Source organism: Serratia ficaria (genome assembly GCF_900187015.1).
Lineage (GTDB): Bacteria > Pseudomonadota > Gammaproteobacteria > Enterobacterales > Enterobacteriaceae > Serratia > Serratia ficaria.
Window position 1 is genome coordinate 2712945 of record NZ_LT906479.1, and the last position, 15338, is coordinate 2728282.

The 15338-nt window shown below is 61.4% G+C and carries 15 protein-coding genes; 7 read left to right on the forward strand and 8 right to left on the reverse strand.

Annotated elements, in window-relative coordinates; all coding sequences use genetic code 11:
* Window positions 1–50: 50 nt before the first annotated feature.
* The 4 genes from CKW09_RS12835 to CKW09_RS12850 are packed head-to-tail and all read right to left on the reverse strand — an operon-like array spanning window position 51 to window position 4585.
* Window positions 51–1412 carry a family 4 glycosyl hydrolase gene (locus CKW09_RS12835; RefSeq protein ID WP_061795222.1) on the reverse strand — a complete coding sequence of 454 codons (1362 nt, stop codon included), beginning with the start codon at window positions 1410–1412 and terminating at the stop codon, window positions 51–53.
* A 31-nt stretch (window positions 1413–1443) separates the two neighbouring features.
* Window positions 1444–2289, reverse strand: coding sequence for a carbohydrate ABC transporter permease (locus tag CKW09_RS12840; RefSeq protein ID WP_095097653.1), 846 nt, complete (start codon window positions 2287–2289; stop codon window positions 1444–1446).
* The gene (locus tag CKW09_RS12845; RefSeq protein ID WP_061795220.1) at window positions 2286–3278 is read right to left on the reverse strand and encodes a carbohydrate ABC transporter permease; all 993 of its coding nucleotides are present in this window, start codon (window positions 3276–3278) and stop codon (window positions 2286–2288) included. The genes CKW09_RS12840 and CKW09_RS12845 overlap by 4 nt, the downstream gene beginning before the upstream one ends.
* Window positions 3279–3319: 41 nt before the next feature.
* A complete protein-coding gene (locus CKW09_RS12850; protein WP_095097656.1) occupies window positions 3320–4585 on the reverse strand; it encodes an ABC transporter substrate-binding protein in 1266 nt (421 codons plus the stop codon).
* 123 nt (window positions 4586–4708) lie between these two features.
* On the opposite strand from CKW09_RS12850, the gene CKW09_RS12855 reads away from it, so the two are divergent.
* From CKW09_RS12855 to CKW09_RS12870, 4 genes are all read left to right on the forward strand, one after another.
* The gene (locus tag CKW09_RS12855) at window positions 4709–5644 is read left to right on the forward strand and encodes a LysR family transcriptional regulator (protein WP_095097659.1); all 936 of its coding nucleotides are present in this window, start codon (window positions 4709–4711) and stop codon (window positions 5642–5644) included.
* 182 nt (window positions 5645–5826) lie between these two features.
* The gene (locus tag CKW09_RS12860; protein WP_061795217.1) at window positions 5827–6570 is read left to right on the forward strand and encodes a class I SAM-dependent methyltransferase; all 744 of its coding nucleotides are present in this window, start codon (window positions 5827–5829) and stop codon (window positions 6568–6570) included.
* 300 nt (window positions 6571–6870) lie between these two features.
* Window positions 6871–7728 (forward strand): GNAT family N-acetyltransferase, encoded by an 858-nt coding sequence (locus CKW09_RS12865; RefSeq protein ID WP_061795216.1) that lies wholly within the window; start codon window positions 6871–6873, stop codon window positions 7726–7728.
* 22 nt (window positions 7729–7750) lie between these two features.
* On the forward strand, window positions 7751–9127 hold the full coding sequence (locus CKW09_RS12870) for an FAD-binding oxidoreductase (RefSeq protein ID WP_167387247.1): 1377 nt from the start codon (window positions 7751–7753) through the stop codon (window positions 9125–9127).
* 22 nt (window positions 9128–9149) lie between these two features.
* Here CKW09_RS12870 and CKW09_RS12875 read toward each other — a convergent pair whose 3' ends face one another.
* The gene (locus tag CKW09_RS12875) at window positions 9150–9419 is read right to left on the reverse strand and encodes a PTS transporter subunit EIIB (RefSeq protein ID WP_061795370.1); all 270 of its coding nucleotides are present in this window, start codon (window positions 9417–9419) and stop codon (window positions 9150–9152) included.
* Between the two features lie 176 nt (window positions 9420–9595).
* On the opposite strand from CKW09_RS12875, the gene CKW09_RS24735 reads away from it, so the two are divergent.
* Window positions 9596–9772 carry a hypothetical protein gene (locus CKW09_RS24735; RefSeq protein ID WP_165283116.1) on the forward strand — a complete coding sequence of 59 codons (177 nt, stop codon included), beginning with the start codon at window positions 9596–9598 and terminating at the stop codon, window positions 9770–9772.
* Between the two features lie 46 nt (window positions 9773–9818).
* On the opposite strand, the gene CKW09_RS12880 is transcribed toward CKW09_RS24735, so the two are convergent.
* Complete coding sequence (locus CKW09_RS12880) at window positions 9819–12248, reverse strand: DUF3772 domain-containing protein (protein WP_095100151.1); 2430 nt, start codon at window positions 12246–12248, stop codon at window positions 9819–9821.
* Window positions 12249–12708: 460 nt separating this feature from the next.
* Between CKW09_RS12880 and CKW09_RS12885 the strand changes: the two genes are divergently transcribed.
* Together CKW09_RS12885 and CKW09_RS12890 are read left to right on the forward strand one after the other, a co-directional pair.
* Window positions 12709–14430: an ABC-F family ATP-binding cassette domain-containing protein gene (locus CKW09_RS12885; protein ID WP_061795214.1), complete on the forward strand. Its 1722-nt coding sequence runs from the start codon at window positions 12709–12711 to the stop codon at window positions 14428–14430.
* Window positions 14431–14479: 49 nt separating this feature from the next.
* Complete coding sequence (locus CKW09_RS12890; protein WP_115939797.1) at window positions 14480–14923, forward strand: GNAT family N-acetyltransferase; 444 nt, start codon at window positions 14480–14482, stop codon at window positions 14921–14923.
* Between the two features lie 23 nt (window positions 14924–14946).
* Here CKW09_RS12890 and CKW09_RS12895 read toward each other — a convergent pair whose 3' ends face one another.
* Both CKW09_RS12895 and mgtS read right to left on the reverse strand, forming a co-directional pair.
* Window positions 14947–15126 (reverse strand): hypothetical protein, encoded by a 180-nt coding sequence (locus CKW09_RS12895; RefSeq protein WP_061795212.1) that lies wholly within the window; start codon window positions 15124–15126, stop codon window positions 14947–14949.
* Window positions 15127–15235: 109 nt separating this feature from the next.
* Window positions 15236–15328 (reverse strand): protein MgtS, encoded by a 93-nt coding sequence (mgtS, locus tag CKW09_RS24555; protein WP_145957250.1) that lies wholly within the window; start codon window positions 15326–15328, stop codon window positions 15236–15238.
* Window positions 15329–15338: the final 10 nt, after the last annotated feature.

Below are 15338 nucleotides of genomic sequence, written 5' to 3' on the forward strand. Positions count from 1 at the left end.
ATTGACGATGATTCATCCCAGGCGGGGCGCAAGACGCCCCGCCGCGCGGCTTATTTCAGATAGTCGAGCCACGGGCTCTGGCGCGAAATCATCACGTCGACCAGCTCCGGAATAGCGCGGCATTTATCGTTGACCGAATCCACCAGCAGCGCCTGGATCACCAGATCGCGCGAGCCCTCCAGCACCGCGTCGGCGGTCAGATCGTGAATGGCGATCTGGTTGCTCAGCAGCCCGCCGATGCCGGCCGGCATATCGACCCTGATGCCGTGCACGCCCCGCTTGTCGACGGTCGCCGGCACCTCGACGGCGATGAATTCCGGCAGCTGCTTGATAAAGCCGCGGTTCGGAATATTGACCGCCGACTCTTCATAGCCGGAATCGCCGAGGATCCCTTCCATGATCGGCACCACCCGCTCCTTCAGCTTCAGTTCGATCTTCGGCTGCACCTGCCCCAGGTAGTTGCGGTAGAAGGTGTAGAAATCGAGGATGCCGCGATGGTCGCTGACTTCGCTGGCCCAGCGGATGTATTCGCCGAAGTGGCTGTCGCCGGTGATTGGCAGGTGATGGAACTTCTCCAGGATCTCTTTGAACAGCGTGCGGTCCGCCCAGGGATAGGCGCTATCCTTGCCGCCCAGCGCATCGCGCTCGGTGCTGCCTTCGGTCTCCAGCAGTTTGCCGTGGTTGCGGGTGTAGGCCAGGATGTCGCTGTAGCCAGGCAAACGGGAGAAATAGTCCGGCGCTTTGGCGCGCACGTCGCCGTAGGCGTCCTTGCCGCTGTCTTTGTAACGCGCTTCAAGCAGCACGCTGAAGTGGTTAAGGCCGCCCGCGCGCAGGTTCAGATTCTCGAACGACGTGCCGAGCATTTCCGGCAGATAGCGTTCCAGCGAGGCGATTTCGTGGCACATGCCGACAAAGTTCAGCTGTGGGAAGCGGCGATGCACGGTGGTGCAGATGCGGCTCATCGGGTTGGAATAGTTGAACACCCAGGCATCCGGGCAAATGTCGGCCACGTCGGCGCAGATGTCGAGGATCGGCGGGATGATGCGCAGCGAGTGGAACAGGCCGCCGGGGCCGCCGTTCTCGCCATAGACCTGCTGAATGCCGTACTGCTGCGGGATCTGCCAGTCGAGGTCCCACAGCGCGAAACGGTCGCCCACTTCGATGGAAATGATGACGAATTCCGCGCCGCGCAGCGCGGTTGGCCGATCGGTGGTGGCGCTGACGGTAAACGGCAGATCCTCCGCCGCCAGGAATTCACGGGCGGTTTTTTCGGTTACCGCCAGCGCGGCCGGGTTGATGTCGTGCAACACGATTTCGCTGCCGTACAGCGTCTTGCTCTGGAAGATGTCGCCCAGCGTGCCGTAACCGAACTGCGCGCTGCCCGCCCCCACTAAAACGATTTTTGTAGCCATTGCCTGTCTCCTGCTTGTGGTTAATCGAAAATCAGCCTTTAACGGCGCCATGGGTTAATCCGCTGACGATGCGCCGCTGGAAAATCAGCACCAGCGCAATGATCGGCAGCGTGACGATCACCGAGGCCGCCATGATGGTGCCCCAGGGAAGTTCAAACTGAGAGGCGCCCTGCAGCATGCCGATCGCCACCGGCACGGTGCGTTTGCCGCTGGAAATGACGAACGTCAGGGCGAACATGAATTCATTCCAGGCGCCGATAAACGCCAGCAGCCCGGTGGTCACCAGCGACGGCCCCATGATCGGCGCGAAGATGCGGCTGATGATGGTCCAGGTGCCGGCGCCGTCGACGATCGCCGCCTCTTCCAGCTCGACCGGGATCGACTTCATAAAGGTGGTCAGCACCCAGGCGGTGAACGGCAGCGAAAAGGTGGTGTAAGACAGCACCAGCGCGCCGAGCGAGTCATACAGCCCCATAAAGCGCACCAGTTCGAACATCCCCGACAGCACCGCCACCTGCGGGAACATCGATACGCACAGGATGGTGAACAGCAGGTATTTGCGGCCGCGAAAGCCGATGCGCGCCAGGGCGAAAGCCGCGGTGATCGACACCAGCAGGCACAGCCCGACCGTCAGCGTGGCGACCGCTATCGAATTAAGCAGGCTGCGGGCGATGCCGTTGTCCATCAGCGCCGTAACGTAGTTGCCCCAATGCAGGCCGCTGGGCAGATAGGCCACCTGGAACAGGTCCTGCCCCGAACGCAGCGAGGTGATCAGCGCGTAGTAGAACGGGAACAGGCAGATGACGCCGGCCAGCGCGGCGCCGGCGAAAATCAGCGACCGCTGGCCGAATTTTTGCTGCCGTCGGTTCAGTTTCATGATCTCTTCTCCTTGTCGTTCAGGCGGCCCAGCATCAGGAAACAGGCGGCGATGCCGGCCACCATCATGAACACCAGCACCGAGGCGGCGGAGCCGGAGCCCATTTCCTGATAGCTCACCAGGCGATCGCGGGCATAGCCGGACACCGAGACCGTGGCCTCGCTGTTGGAGGTCAGCACGTAAATCAGGTCGAACACCCGCAACGCGTCCATCACCCGGAAAATCAACGCGACGATCATCGCCGGCATGATCAGCGGCAGCGTGATGCGGCGGAAACGCTGCCAGGCGTTGGCGCCATCCACCCGTGCCGCTTCATACAGGTCGCCGGGGATCAATTGCAGCGCGGCCAGCAGCATCAGCGCCATAAAGGGCGTGGTTTTCCAGACGTCGGCGATCACCACCGCCCACATCGACAGCCCGGGCTCCGCCACCCAGGCCAGCGGCGCGCTGATGATGCCGGTTTTCAGCAGCAAATCGTTCACCACGCCGTACTGATCGTGGAACATCCAGCCCCACATCTTGGCGGACACGATGGTCGGTATCGCCCAGGGCACCAGAATGGCGGTGCGCACCAGCCCCTGGCCGCGAAACTTCTGGTTCATCAGCAGCGCCAGCAGCATGCCGAACACCAGCTCCAGCGAGACCGACATCAGGCTGAAGCGCAGCGTGTTGCCGACCGCCAGCCACCACAGCGGATCGGCCAATACGCCGTAACGCCGGCCACCGTCGGCCAGATCCAGATAATTGGCCAGGCCGACGAAGCGGTAGTCGTCCGGCGCATCGAGCATGGCGTCGGTAAAGCTGTAGAACAGCGTGCGCAGCAGCGGCCAGCCCGCCGCCGCCGCCAGCAACAGCATCGCCGGCGCCACCAGCAGCCAGGCGATGCGGCTGCGGCGCTGCCGGTGATTGAGCTTGCCGCGCTTCGCCGAGCGCGCCGCGTCCTGGCTCGGCGTCGCCGCCAGGGATAGGGACTGCGTTTCTTGCTTCATGCATCGGACTCCGAACCGTTAATGGGGGATTGTCACTGCCTTCAGCGCCATCCTCTGGCCTTGATGCGTTCTAAACGCTGCTGGAGATCCGCCACCGCAGTGACGCCGTCACTGTCGCCGCGCAGCACGTTGTAGGTGGCGTTGTAGATAGCCTTGGAGACCTGCGCGTATTGCCGCTTGGTCTGGGTGGCCGGACGCGGCATCGCCTGCGTGAAAATGCCCTTGAAGTCCGCCAGATACGGCGCCTGCGCCAGCACCTGCGGATCGTCGTACAGCGCGACGCGCGACGGCGCCCAGCCCATCAGCGCCAGCGCCTTTTTTTGCGATTCGGCGTCGCTGACGATCTTCAGCAGCGCGATCGCCGCCTGCGGATTTTTGGTGTAGGCGCTGATGGCCCACTGCCAGCCGCCCAGCGCGCTGACCGAGGCGCCGTCGGCCCCTTTAGGCAGCGGCATCACGCCCACCTTGCCTTTGATCGCGCTGCTGTTGTCCTGCGCCAGCACGTAGGCGTAAGGCCAGTTGCGCATAAACAGCGCATCGCCATTCTGGAACAACGCGCGCGACTCCTCCTCCATGTAGCCCAGCGCGCCGCGCGGGGCTATCTTGCCGATCCAGCCGGCGGCCATGTCCAGCGCCCGGGCCGCCTGCGGGTTGTTAACGGTGACGTTGCCGGCGGCGTCGATAAAGCCGCCGCCGTTCTGCGAGGCCACCCACTCCAGCGCGTTGCAGGTCAGCCCTTCATAAGACTTGCCCTGAAATACCAGCCCCCAAAAATTTTTGCGGCCCGCCTGGCGCTCCTGCTGCTGAATGCGGGTGGCGATGCGGGTCAGATCGGCCCAGGTGACCGGCGGCCGTTCGCCGTACTTTTCCAGCAGGTCCTTGCGGTAATAGAGCGCGCCGGTATCCAGGTAGGCCGGCACCGCCTTGACGCGGCCATTGACCACGTTGTTTTGCCAGGCGGCGGGGAAAAAGTCCTGGCGAATGTCGCCAACCCGGTCGGTCAAATCCAGCAGGTGCTTGTTCAGCACGCCGATCCACACGGTATCGGCCTGAAACAGATCGATGGCGCCGGCATCCTTGGCCGCGAACAGCTGCTGGAACAGCGACAGCTTTTCGTCCGAGGCGCGCGGCAGATCGATAAACTCCAGGGTATGCCCGGTCTGGGCCTCGAAGCGCTGCTTGACGTCGTTGCAGAACTGGCGCCCTTCCTTGCTGGGCGCGCACTCCATGCGCAGCGTATCGGCCAGCGCCTGGCCGGACGTCAGCGCCAGCGCGGCGGCAACCAGATTCGGGATGATTCTTCTCATGGCTTCCTCTCAGGTGGCGGCGGGCAGCGCCGGCATAGGAGCAAGCTATCGAAGCGGGGTCATTGGCGGAAATTGTTTTTCACCGCTACGATATAGAAACTTTCTATATCACCAGCGGAAAATATGATCGTGGACAAAATTCTGCGGCAGTTTATCGAAGTGGCAATGTTCAAAAATGTGAGTCATGCGGCAAACAAGCTGTGCCTGAGCCAGCCGACGCTGACCCACAACATGAAAAAGCTGGAAGAGACGCTGGGGGTGCAGCTGCTGGAACGCACGTCGACCGGGGTAAACACCACCGAGTACGGCGATCTGCTGCTGGAGCAGGCGCAGATGATGCAGCGCATTTACGACAACACGCTGCTCAAGCTGGCGTTCATCAAGGCGCGCCAGGAACAGAGCCTGCGCATGGGCACCGGCCACGCCTGGTGGTACATGTTCGTGCGCGACAGCTTCAACGCTTACCGCAGGCTGCACCCGACGGTGAATATTCATATCGATCTGGGCAACCATCTGCGGTTGATGGACCTGCTGCTGGGGGGCGACATCGATCTGTTTATCGGCCACGAGATCCAGGGGCTTAACCCCAAGGCGGGCATCAGCTTCCTGCCGCTGTTCGGCACCACCGACAGCATGTTCGTACGCCGCGGGCATCCGCTGCTCGACCAGGTGGTGACGCCGGATGCGCTGCTGGACTATCCCTGCGTGGAGCTGACGCCGGATGAGACCCGCTATCAGCACATGGTGGAAGACATGCAGCCGAAACGGCTGGCGCGCAATCGCCTGCACCTGGCGGAACGGGTGATCTGTTCCACCAACTCGATGATGTCGGCGGTGGATATGGTCAACGATTCCGACGCGGTGATGCTGGCCTACCCCAGCTGCATGGCGGGGTATTTTGCCGATTACGGCATCGTGCCGCTGCAAATGAACCAGGAAAGCCCGCGCTGCACCGTCGGCATCTACCTGATGCGTGAAAAGGCGGATGCGCCCCATGTGGTGCAAATGCAGGAATTAATGCGCCAGCACCTGGAGCAGATCCGCCCGCTGTTGCGCTAGATAACCGTATCGACCCGCCCGCGCGCGCCGCTAAAATTTGATTGGCAAATAATATTATTAACCAATCAAATAATTCAAACCTACCGAATTCCGCTGTGTAAAGCGTCATTATTTATTTGTGGTTTTTTTATTCGTTGTCTATAAATTATTTTACCGAATATATGGTGGATAGAAATAATCCTATGAGCGAAAATAATCATGAACCGCAATTTGATTCATTGGCGCCCCTGTATGAGGACATGGCCAACTGGCCATTTCGCAAGGAAATAGAAATACCTGCGGTATTAACGCGGCTGGGTGACCTTTGCGGATTGCGCATTTTGGATTTCGGCTGCGGTTCCGGCCATTACTCGCGATTGCTGAAGGCAAAAGGCGCTGAACGGGTGGTCGGTTATGACGTCGCCGGCGGCATGCTGCATTACGCTCTCGAGCGTGAAGCGCAGGAGCGGCGAGGCATCGAATACGCCAGCGATCTCCGCGGGTTCGAGTCGCAGTTTGATCTGGTGCTCGGCGTCTATGTCTTGCCCTATGCGGCAACGCGCGAGCAGCTGAGCGCCATGGTTCGCAGCATGGTCGCCTTGCTGCGCCCGGGGGGCCGCCTGCTCACGCTGCCGCTGAACCCGGCCTACGCGCCGCAGGCCGACTACTATGCGCCCTATGGCTTCCGGCTGACCACCGCGACGCCGCATCAGGAAGGCAGCGAAGTTCACCTGCACCTGCCGGTTGGCGATCGGCATGTCGATATCACCGCCTGGTACTGGTCGCGTGAGACCCTGACGCGCACCCTGCAACAATCCGGGCTGTCCGAGATCCAATGGCATGCGCCCCACCCGCCAAACCCGGCGAGCGCCTCGCCATCGCTGGATGCCTATCTTCAGCGACCGCACACCATGTTGGTGGACAGTTATTATCATGGAAGCCATTAGCGTTTAATAGACTCACCCATAATGCAATTCCATTATATCTAAATATTTATATTTGATCGATTTTATCGCCTATACCCCAGGGGATGTTGTTATCGCAATAATCACGGGGGATAAATGGAAATAACGATTGAAGTATTCTCATCGCTTAATCAGCTATCTGAATCCGAATATTGCCAATTTCACCATCATCGTAATGGGACTTTGTTTTATGACTGGCGTTTTCTCATTGCCGCGGAGCAATCGCCTTTATTAACAGTCAGAAAGACTTTTTACCTGACTGCCCGCAGCCATGGCCAGTTGATGGCGGTGCTGCCGGTGTACCTGCAGGATTTGAGCGTGGTCGATCCGTTCCAGATATTGGCGGAAAACGCCGGCCTGCACAATCGCGGCGCGGACTACGGGCTTTTCAGCCACATCATGCATTGCTTCGACAGCACCATCCCCAGCCGCCAGGCTTCGCTGGCGTTGCACGACGCGCTGTTCAGCCGCCTGCGCGAATTGGCCGTTGCGCAGGGCGCCAGCTATTTTGGCCTGCTGAACGTGCAGGACCCCTTTCTGCTGCAGCACGCCGGCGCGCTGGGGCTAAACGTCAACTTCATGCTGGACCGCTGGTACGCCGAGCTGACCGAGTACCGCGATTTTGACCACTTTATCGAGAAATTGCCCTACGACGGGCGCAATGAAATGCGGCGACAGCTGCGCAAATTCGACGCCGGCAAGGCGACGCTGTCGATGCTGGCGCCGCCTTTCGATCGGCGGCTGGAGCAGCTCGCCGAACTCTGCCAGCAAACCACCGCGCGCCATGGAACGCCCCATTATTTTCCCTCGGCCCCGCTGGCCCGCTTTAGCCGCCTGTGCGGCGACCTGATCCGGCTGAATCTTATCGAGCTGGAGGGCGAGCTGGTTGCCGGCATGGTGTGCTTCCAGCAGCAGGATACGCTGCATCTGTGGTCCGCCGGCATGCGTTACGATCGCATTGATTTCAGCCCCTATACGCTCGCCTTCGCCAACGCGTATCGCTACGCGTTTGACCGGGGATTGGCGCGGCTCGAGGCCGGCCGGCTCAACGCCAAGATCAAAACCCGTTTGGGGCTGCAGCCCGAGCGTTTGTATACCGTGACCAGCGAACGGCTCGATGCCCCGGCTTTCCGCCTTTAACCCTGCCTTACAGGAGCTGTGTATGACAGATAACACCTGTTGCGCCGATGATCATCGGCGTTTTGTTCACCAGCTGTCGGGCCGCGTGCGCTCACGCTACCACGCGGAATATGCCGGATGGCTGCGACAATCCGCCTGGAACCAGCGCGACTTTGGCCGAGCGCCGGAAATGATCGTGCGCGCCCAGTCCGCTGAAGACGTTGCGGAAACCCTGCGTTTCGCCGGCCGGCACCGGCACGCCGTCAGCGTGCGCGCCGGCGGGCACAGCTACGGCGGCTGTTTCCTGCGCAGCAACGGCATTCTCTTGGATATTTCCGCGTTGAATGAGCTTGAGGTCGATCCCGAGGCCGCCCGCGTGCGCATCGGGCCGGGCGTCACCGCCCGTGAGCTGAGCGCTGCCCTGATGCCCCATGGGCTGGCCTTTCCCACCGGCCACGGCGGCAACGTGGCGCTCAGCGGATTTCTGCTGGGCGGCGGCATGGGGATCAACTCCGCCGCCTGGGGCGGCATGAGCGTTTTCAACATTGAAGCGCTGGACCTGATCACCGCCGACGGGCAGCTGCGTCGCGTCAGTCGCCATGAGGAGCCGGACCTGTTTTGGGCGGCGCGCGGCGCCGGTCCCGCCGCGTTTTTTGTGGTGGTGAGCTTTTACCTCAAATGCCATCCGCTGCCGCGGGCCATCGCCAACCATCTTTACCAACTGCCGTACGGCCAACTGGGCCCGCTGCTGGAAGCGATCGACGGGCGCGCCTGGGACGCTCGCCTGCAGATAATGGTGGCGCTCACGCCGCCGCAGCCCGGCCAGCCGCACAATATCATCTTGAACACCCTCGCCTTCACCGACAGCGAGGAGGAAAGCGCCGCTCTCCAGCGGGAATTTATTCAGCAGCTGCCCCGCAGCGCCGTCACGCCGCTGCTTGAAAATCCGCACGGCGGCTTTGAGGAGATTTTTCAACAGGGAGAAGGCATGCTGATAAACCGCCGTTTTCGCAGCGATAACATCATCACCAACGCCATACATCAGGTTAAAGGGGTGCTGGATGAATTATTGCCGCAGCAGCCCTCGCCAAACGGCATCACGCTGCTGGTGTGGCGCGGTGAGCAGCATTTCCCCGATGCGGCCTATTCCGTCACCGGGCGATTCTTCGTGTCGACCTATCTGCAATGGAACGACGCCGGCAGCGATGAACAGCATCGCCGCTGGCTGCACAAACTCTATGATCAACTGCAGCCGCTTTCCTGCGGCTGCTATATCAACGAGTTCGATCTCGAGGCGCGTTCCGGCCAGATCCAGCGCTGTTTCGCACCCGAGAACTGGCAGCGCCTCGGCCAACTGCGCCTGGACCATGATCCGCAGGGGGTGTTCGCCGACGTTCGGCTGCTGCAGCGCGAGTCATAACGGCGCCGCGTTCGGTGCGGGATTATTTCTCACCGCTCAACGCGATCAGCGCCTGATACAGCGGCCGGGCGTTGCCCGGCCCCACCACCAGCTGATACTCGGTGGTGCGCTGCGGTGTTTCCACCTCCAGCACCGCCTTGATGCCGCCCACCCGCGCCATTTCCTGGCGATCCAGTCGCCCGCCGTCGCGCAGCTCCGCCCTGACGCGGCTGGCGCAGTAGCGCAGCCGCGTCAGGTTGTCCGCGCCGCCGAACGCCGCCAGCACCCTTGCCGCCTGCCGTTGCTCTTCCATCTTGTCGCCTCCTGAAAACCGGTTAATACGCCGCTGCAGCATAGGGCCGCGCAATCCCGTTGTGAAATTGATTTCAACGCGCCGGATATAGACCCGGTCTATACCGCACGCCGCGGCGGTGCCGCCGCCTTTCAGCGCATATACTTAACGGAGTTATCACACCGGAGGAGAGTGAAATGAAAGCGATGATCCCCGTGCTGTTGACGTTGCTGCTTTCCGGCTGTATCGGCGGCAGAGGCGGGCCGCAAGACGTGCCGCCGCCGCCGCCGACCAACGATCCGCATACCTGCACCAATTCCGCCGCCAGCGCCAACAGCGACTGTTCGCAATCGGTGGTGCCGTCGATGCACTAGAGAAACACATCGGGCCGCAGAGTGCGGCCCGATGGCGTGCTGAAGATTACGAAGACTGTTCCTCTTCATTGGCCAGGCTTTTCGCCTGCTGCTTCATAAACACCACTTCCTGCGGGCTGGACATGCTGACGCGTTCTGCGCGCAGCAGTTTGAGGATATTGAACAGCAGCTCGCTCTTGGTGGCGCCGACCATGCGCGGACTGGGGACGTAGCCGGTCACGCTGAGGATAATGCCTTCCGGCCCCAGCTGGCTGAAGCGCACGTAAGGCGCCGGCGCGTCCAGAATGGCCTCGTAGTCGTTGTAGGCGCTCAGCAGAATATTGCGCACCTGCTCCGGATCGATGTCGGTCGGGAACGTCAGCGCAATGGTGACCACGCCCTGGGCATTGCCCATGGTGGCGTTGCGCACGTTCTGCGAGATCAGCTGCGAATTCGGCACGATCATGGTCGAACGGTCGCTGAGCTGGATTTCGGTGGCGCGCACGTTGATGCGGCGCACATCGCCCTCCACGCCGCCGATGCCGATCATATCCCCTACCTTCACCGGCCGTTCGGTCAGCAGGATCAGGCCGGAAATGAAGTTTTTCACAATCTCCTGCAGGCCGAAACCGATACCCACCGACAGGGCGCTGACGATCCACGCCAGGTTATTCCACTGAATGCCCAGCGCCGCCAGCGTGATCAGGATCAGCAGCACATAGCCGACGTTGCTGAACAGCGTGACCAGCGAGGCGCGGATGCCGACGTCCGAAATGGTTTTCGGCAGCAGCTCATTGCTCAGCCAACGCTGGGTCACCCGCAGGATATAGATGCCGATCGCCAGGCAAATCAACGCGTTGATCAGGTTGCCTGGCACGATGTTCAGCTTTTCCAGCCCTTCGCCGGTCAGGATGGCGGCGATCTTTTCCAGCAGCGTATTCGGCGTGGTGGTGCCGAAGGAGCCGTTGAACAGCGAGACGATGGTCAGCAGCAGCAACGTACATTTGGCCACCGCGGTGGTGATGATCGACATCTGTTCCAGATGGCGATCTTTAAAGTTGAACGATTTCTTCAGCGTTTTGCCGCTGGTGGTCTGCGACGAGAAGATGGCGGCGCACAGGTCGGTGGCGAACAGCACGGTAAAATAGAAGGTCATCAGAACCAGAACGATCCAGATCACCTGATAAGTCAGGAAGCGGGCGAAGGCGATGTAACCGACCAGCAGCGAAAGCAGAATGATCAGCGAACACGCCAGCGTGGCCATATGCACCAGGCCGCTGAGGGTGGAACGCTTTTCGATATGTTCGCCCTGCTGCTCCAGCCGGCGGCGGATGCGCTGGGCGCGCAGCGGGATCGCCAGCAACACCATGCCGATAAGCCCGGCCACCAACCCGTTGCCGAAAATGGTGGTGCTCAGGCTGGCGCTCACCACGTTGTTGATCAGCTCGATGGTGCCGAACGCCAACGCCAGCGCGGCCAGCAGCGGCGAGAAGTAGCGCAGGCCGGTGGCCACCGCGTCATCCAGCGACGCCAGGCGCCATGAAGGTCGGTTGAGCGACAGCGCCGCGCGGCCCAGGCCGGCGATCAACGCGCAAAAAATCGCCAGTTTGCCAAAGCCTTCGGAAAAGTCCTGCAGCATCACCGGCAACGGCTGCACGCGGGTGAAGATCTGATTCAGCAGATTCAACGAGATGCCGGTGGTGATCACGGTGAGCGCCACGGTGGCGATGGCCATAAAGCTGCGGCGCAGGCGGCCGTCCGGCAGAAAACGAATGCTGACCCAGGCCAAAAAACGCTCGGAGTAGTAGCGGCCCCAGGACCAGATGATCACCGCCAGCGCCAGCAAGGCGAGCGTGCCGTAGCGCCACTCCTCCTGCCAGCTGGCGTCCCAGGCGCCTTTCATCTCGGCGTTGAACTGGGCCAAACGCTGCGCGTCTTCATCCGAGGGATGCGCGATCGGCGACCAGAACTTGGCGCCCAGAATGCTGCCGGTATTCAACGCCAGCTGGGTTTTGAACGCCACCCGGCGCAGATCGCCAATTTGCTGCCCCAGATCGAGCGCGCCGGTGTGGATCGCCTGCGCGCGCTTCACCGCGTCGTCCAACTGTTTTTTACTGTTGTTGAGCGCGTTGCGCTGCTGCACCACCGCCGGTGTTTCAGGCTGAGCGCCGGCGGCCGGCGGCGGCCCCAACACGTCGAGCTGCGCCTGCAGCTTTTCCTGCGCCGGCTGCAGATCGGTCGCCAGCTTGTCCAACCCGGCGGCGAGATCGTCGGTGGCCAGCCGCAGTTTGCTGAGCTGGTTATCGGTGCTGGCTTTGGACACCTGCTGCTTGATGCTGTCCAGCTGCTTTTGGGCGTTTTTCAGCTGGGTGGCGCTGTCTATCGGCGCGCTCTCGGCGGCGGCGGCATCATCCTGCTCCGCGGCGAAGGCCAGCGGCGCCGCCTGCAGGCCGAACAACAGGAACAGGCAAAAAAAGAGTTGACGGGGCTTTAACATAAATTCAGTGCTCAGCATTAACCTGAAAGCCAGGCGAACAGGCGGGAGCGAAGTCCCGCAACTTAATCATAAACGGCAATTATAATAGCTGCTTAATGTAAGCCGAAATACCGGAATTATTCCCATTCCGCGCCGCGGCCCGCCGGCCGAAACGGCGCTGCAGGCTAGCCCTATGATATCCTGATGGTTTTGATCTGGCGCAGGCTGAAAAAGCCGCCTATACTCAGCTCACCTATTAATCAAAATTATAAAAGGAGGATTACTATGCCGATGTGTGAATTGTTTATTTACTCACACTTCTACAGTAATTGCCGCCGCTCAAGCGTTACCGGTATCGTGCTGCGATAACCCAGCTTGAGCGAAGCTTACTAAAATCTGAGTTCCTTCCCTCCGGCTTACCGGGTTGTCGTCAGCGATGTTTGACGATAGGCATGACTATGCCGTTAATCTTGAGTAAGCAATGAGCACATTACTTTCTGCACAATCCGTCGGTTACGACAACGCGTTCGGCCCCCTGCTGAGCGAGGTTTCCTTCAGCCTGAAAAAAGGCGATCGCATCGGCTTAATCGGCCACAACGGCTGCGGCAAAAGCACCCTGTTGAAAATCCTCAGCGGCGACCTGCCCGCCGGCGCCGGCAGCGTGACGTCGTCACAGAAATGTCTGATGGCCCTGGTGGAACAGCGGCTGCCGGAAGCGCTGCGCGCCAGCACCCTGCTGGATACGGTGCTGGCGCGCCTGCCGCACAGCCAGCATCTGAGCGAACGCTGGCGCTGCGAGGCGCTGTTGACCCGCCTGGGGTTCGCCCCCGAGAGCTGGCCGCTGACCGCCGGCACGCTCAGCGGCGGCCAGCATACCCGGCTGCTGCTGGCGCGCGCGCTGATTGGCCAACCGGACCTGCTGCTGCTCGACGAACCCAGCAACCATCTGGACCTGCCCACGCTGCTGTGGCTGGAACAATTTCTGCAGACCTGGGGCGGCAGCTTTGTGCTGGTGTCCCACGACCGCTATTTGCTGGATCAGGTCACCAACTGCACCTGGATCCTGCGCGACGGCACCCTGCAGTTCTTCCGTTTGCCCTGTTCCGCCGCGCGCCAGGCGCTTGAGGAGCGGGATGCGGCGGACGCGCATCGCCGCCAGGCCGAGCAAAAGGAGATCGACCGGGTGGAGAACAGCGCCCGGCGGCTGGCGATTTGGGGCCGGGTGTACGACAACGAAGATCTGGCGCGCAAGGCCAAGCAAATGGAAAAGCGCGTCGACCGGCTGAAAGAAGCTCAGACCGAGCTGACCGCCGGCAGCCAGTGGCGGCTGCGGCTGCAGGGCGAGGCGCTGGACGCCGATCGCCTGCTGGCGCTGCCGCAGCTGGAGGTTCGCCCGGCGGCGGATGCGCCGGCGCTGTTTCGCCTGGAGCCGCTGCAGGTGAAGAGCGGCGATCGCATCGCCGTCGTCGGCCGCAACGGCTGCGGCAAATCCTCGCTGTTGCGGCAGCTGTGGCGCGAGTCTCTGCGGCAGGATCCGCAGCGGGTGACCTTCCACCCGCGGGTGCGGATCGGCTATTACGATCAGAGCCTGCGGCAGCTGCGCGACGGGGATACGCTGAGCGAAGCGCTGACGCCGTTTGCGCCGCTGACCGAAGAACAGCGGAAAATGGCGCTGATCGGCGCCGGCTTCCCCTACCTTCGCCATCAGCAGCCGGTGCGTTCGCTGAGCGGCGGCGAACGTTCGCGGCTGTTGTTCGTCGGCCTGACGTTAGCCAATTACTCGCTGCTGTTGCTGGACGAACCCACCAACCACCTGGATATGGCGGGCAAAGAACAGCTGGCGGAAACGCTGCGGCGGTTTCCCGGCGCGGTGATGCTGGTGACCCACGATCGGATGCTGATCGAGCAGAGCTGCAACCGCTTTTGGCTGATCGACCGGCAACGGTTGACGGAATGGCACGATCTGGCGCCGGTTTATGCCCGCCTCGGCGGTGATGGCGATGGCGACGGCCAAAGCGCGCTGAACCGCCCGGCCGCCGCGCCGCAGGATGATGACGAGGACGCGCTGCTTGCCGCCCTGTTGTCGTTGGAAAGCAAGCTGCAGGAGGATCTGGCGCGCAAGCCCCGGCATCAGAAACCCGAGCTGCAGGCGCGCTGGCGACGCGAGATTGCGGCGATTAGCGCCCGGCTGAATCTGGGCTAACCTTTCACAGGCCGCCCTGCGGCGGCCGTTTTCAGCTTTCGGAGGTGAGATGAATATTCTGCTCCAGGCCGCATCCCGTGCGCAGCAGCCGCTGCTGGCCGCCATGCTGCCCGACTATCTTGGCGAGCTCGGCGCCGACATCGACTACCCCCATCTGCCGCTCTACTGGCGGGAAGCCGGGCGCTACCCCTATCTGATTTTCAACGAACGCCAACCGGTGGGATTTGCCCTGGTCAGAATGCGGGATCCTGAGGTGCGGGAAATGGCCGAATTCTACGTCACTCGGCCATGGCGAAAATACGGCGTCGGCCAAAGCGCCGCCCGGGCGCTGTTCGCCCTGCACCCCGGCCGCTGGCAGCTGTCGGTGTTGGCGGATAACCCGGGCGCGCTGGCCTTTTGGCTGTCGCTGATGCCGCCCGACGCCTACCGCGCCTGGATTGATACGCCCGGCGAGCGGCCGCACTGGCGACTGGCGTTTACCTCCGCGGGCTGATGCAAACGCCGGGCTTAGGTGATTTATTTTTTTACTTTCGCGGAGAGTTGCCAGACAAAGGCGACCAGCAGCATGCTGCCGGAAAATGTCAGCGTTAAACTGGTGAGGAATTCGGATTTTCCGGTGGTGTAAAAGTAAATTTCATTAACGCCCACGGCAATCATCAAAATGGCGTAGAGCAACCCCAGAATTAATATCATCATTATCGTTATACTCCGTTTCTCAGGCGGCGTTCAGCGCGCCGTTAAATCCTCCCCATAAAAAATAAAACCATTATGGGGAGGATGCATCCAGGCGGATCTTTAGCGTTCATCAATCATCCCATTTGGTGCTCATATAGGCCGCCAACAGGCCCAGAGAGCTGATTATTGCCAGGAATCCTACAAAAACCGTCATATTTCCCATTATCTCGTCC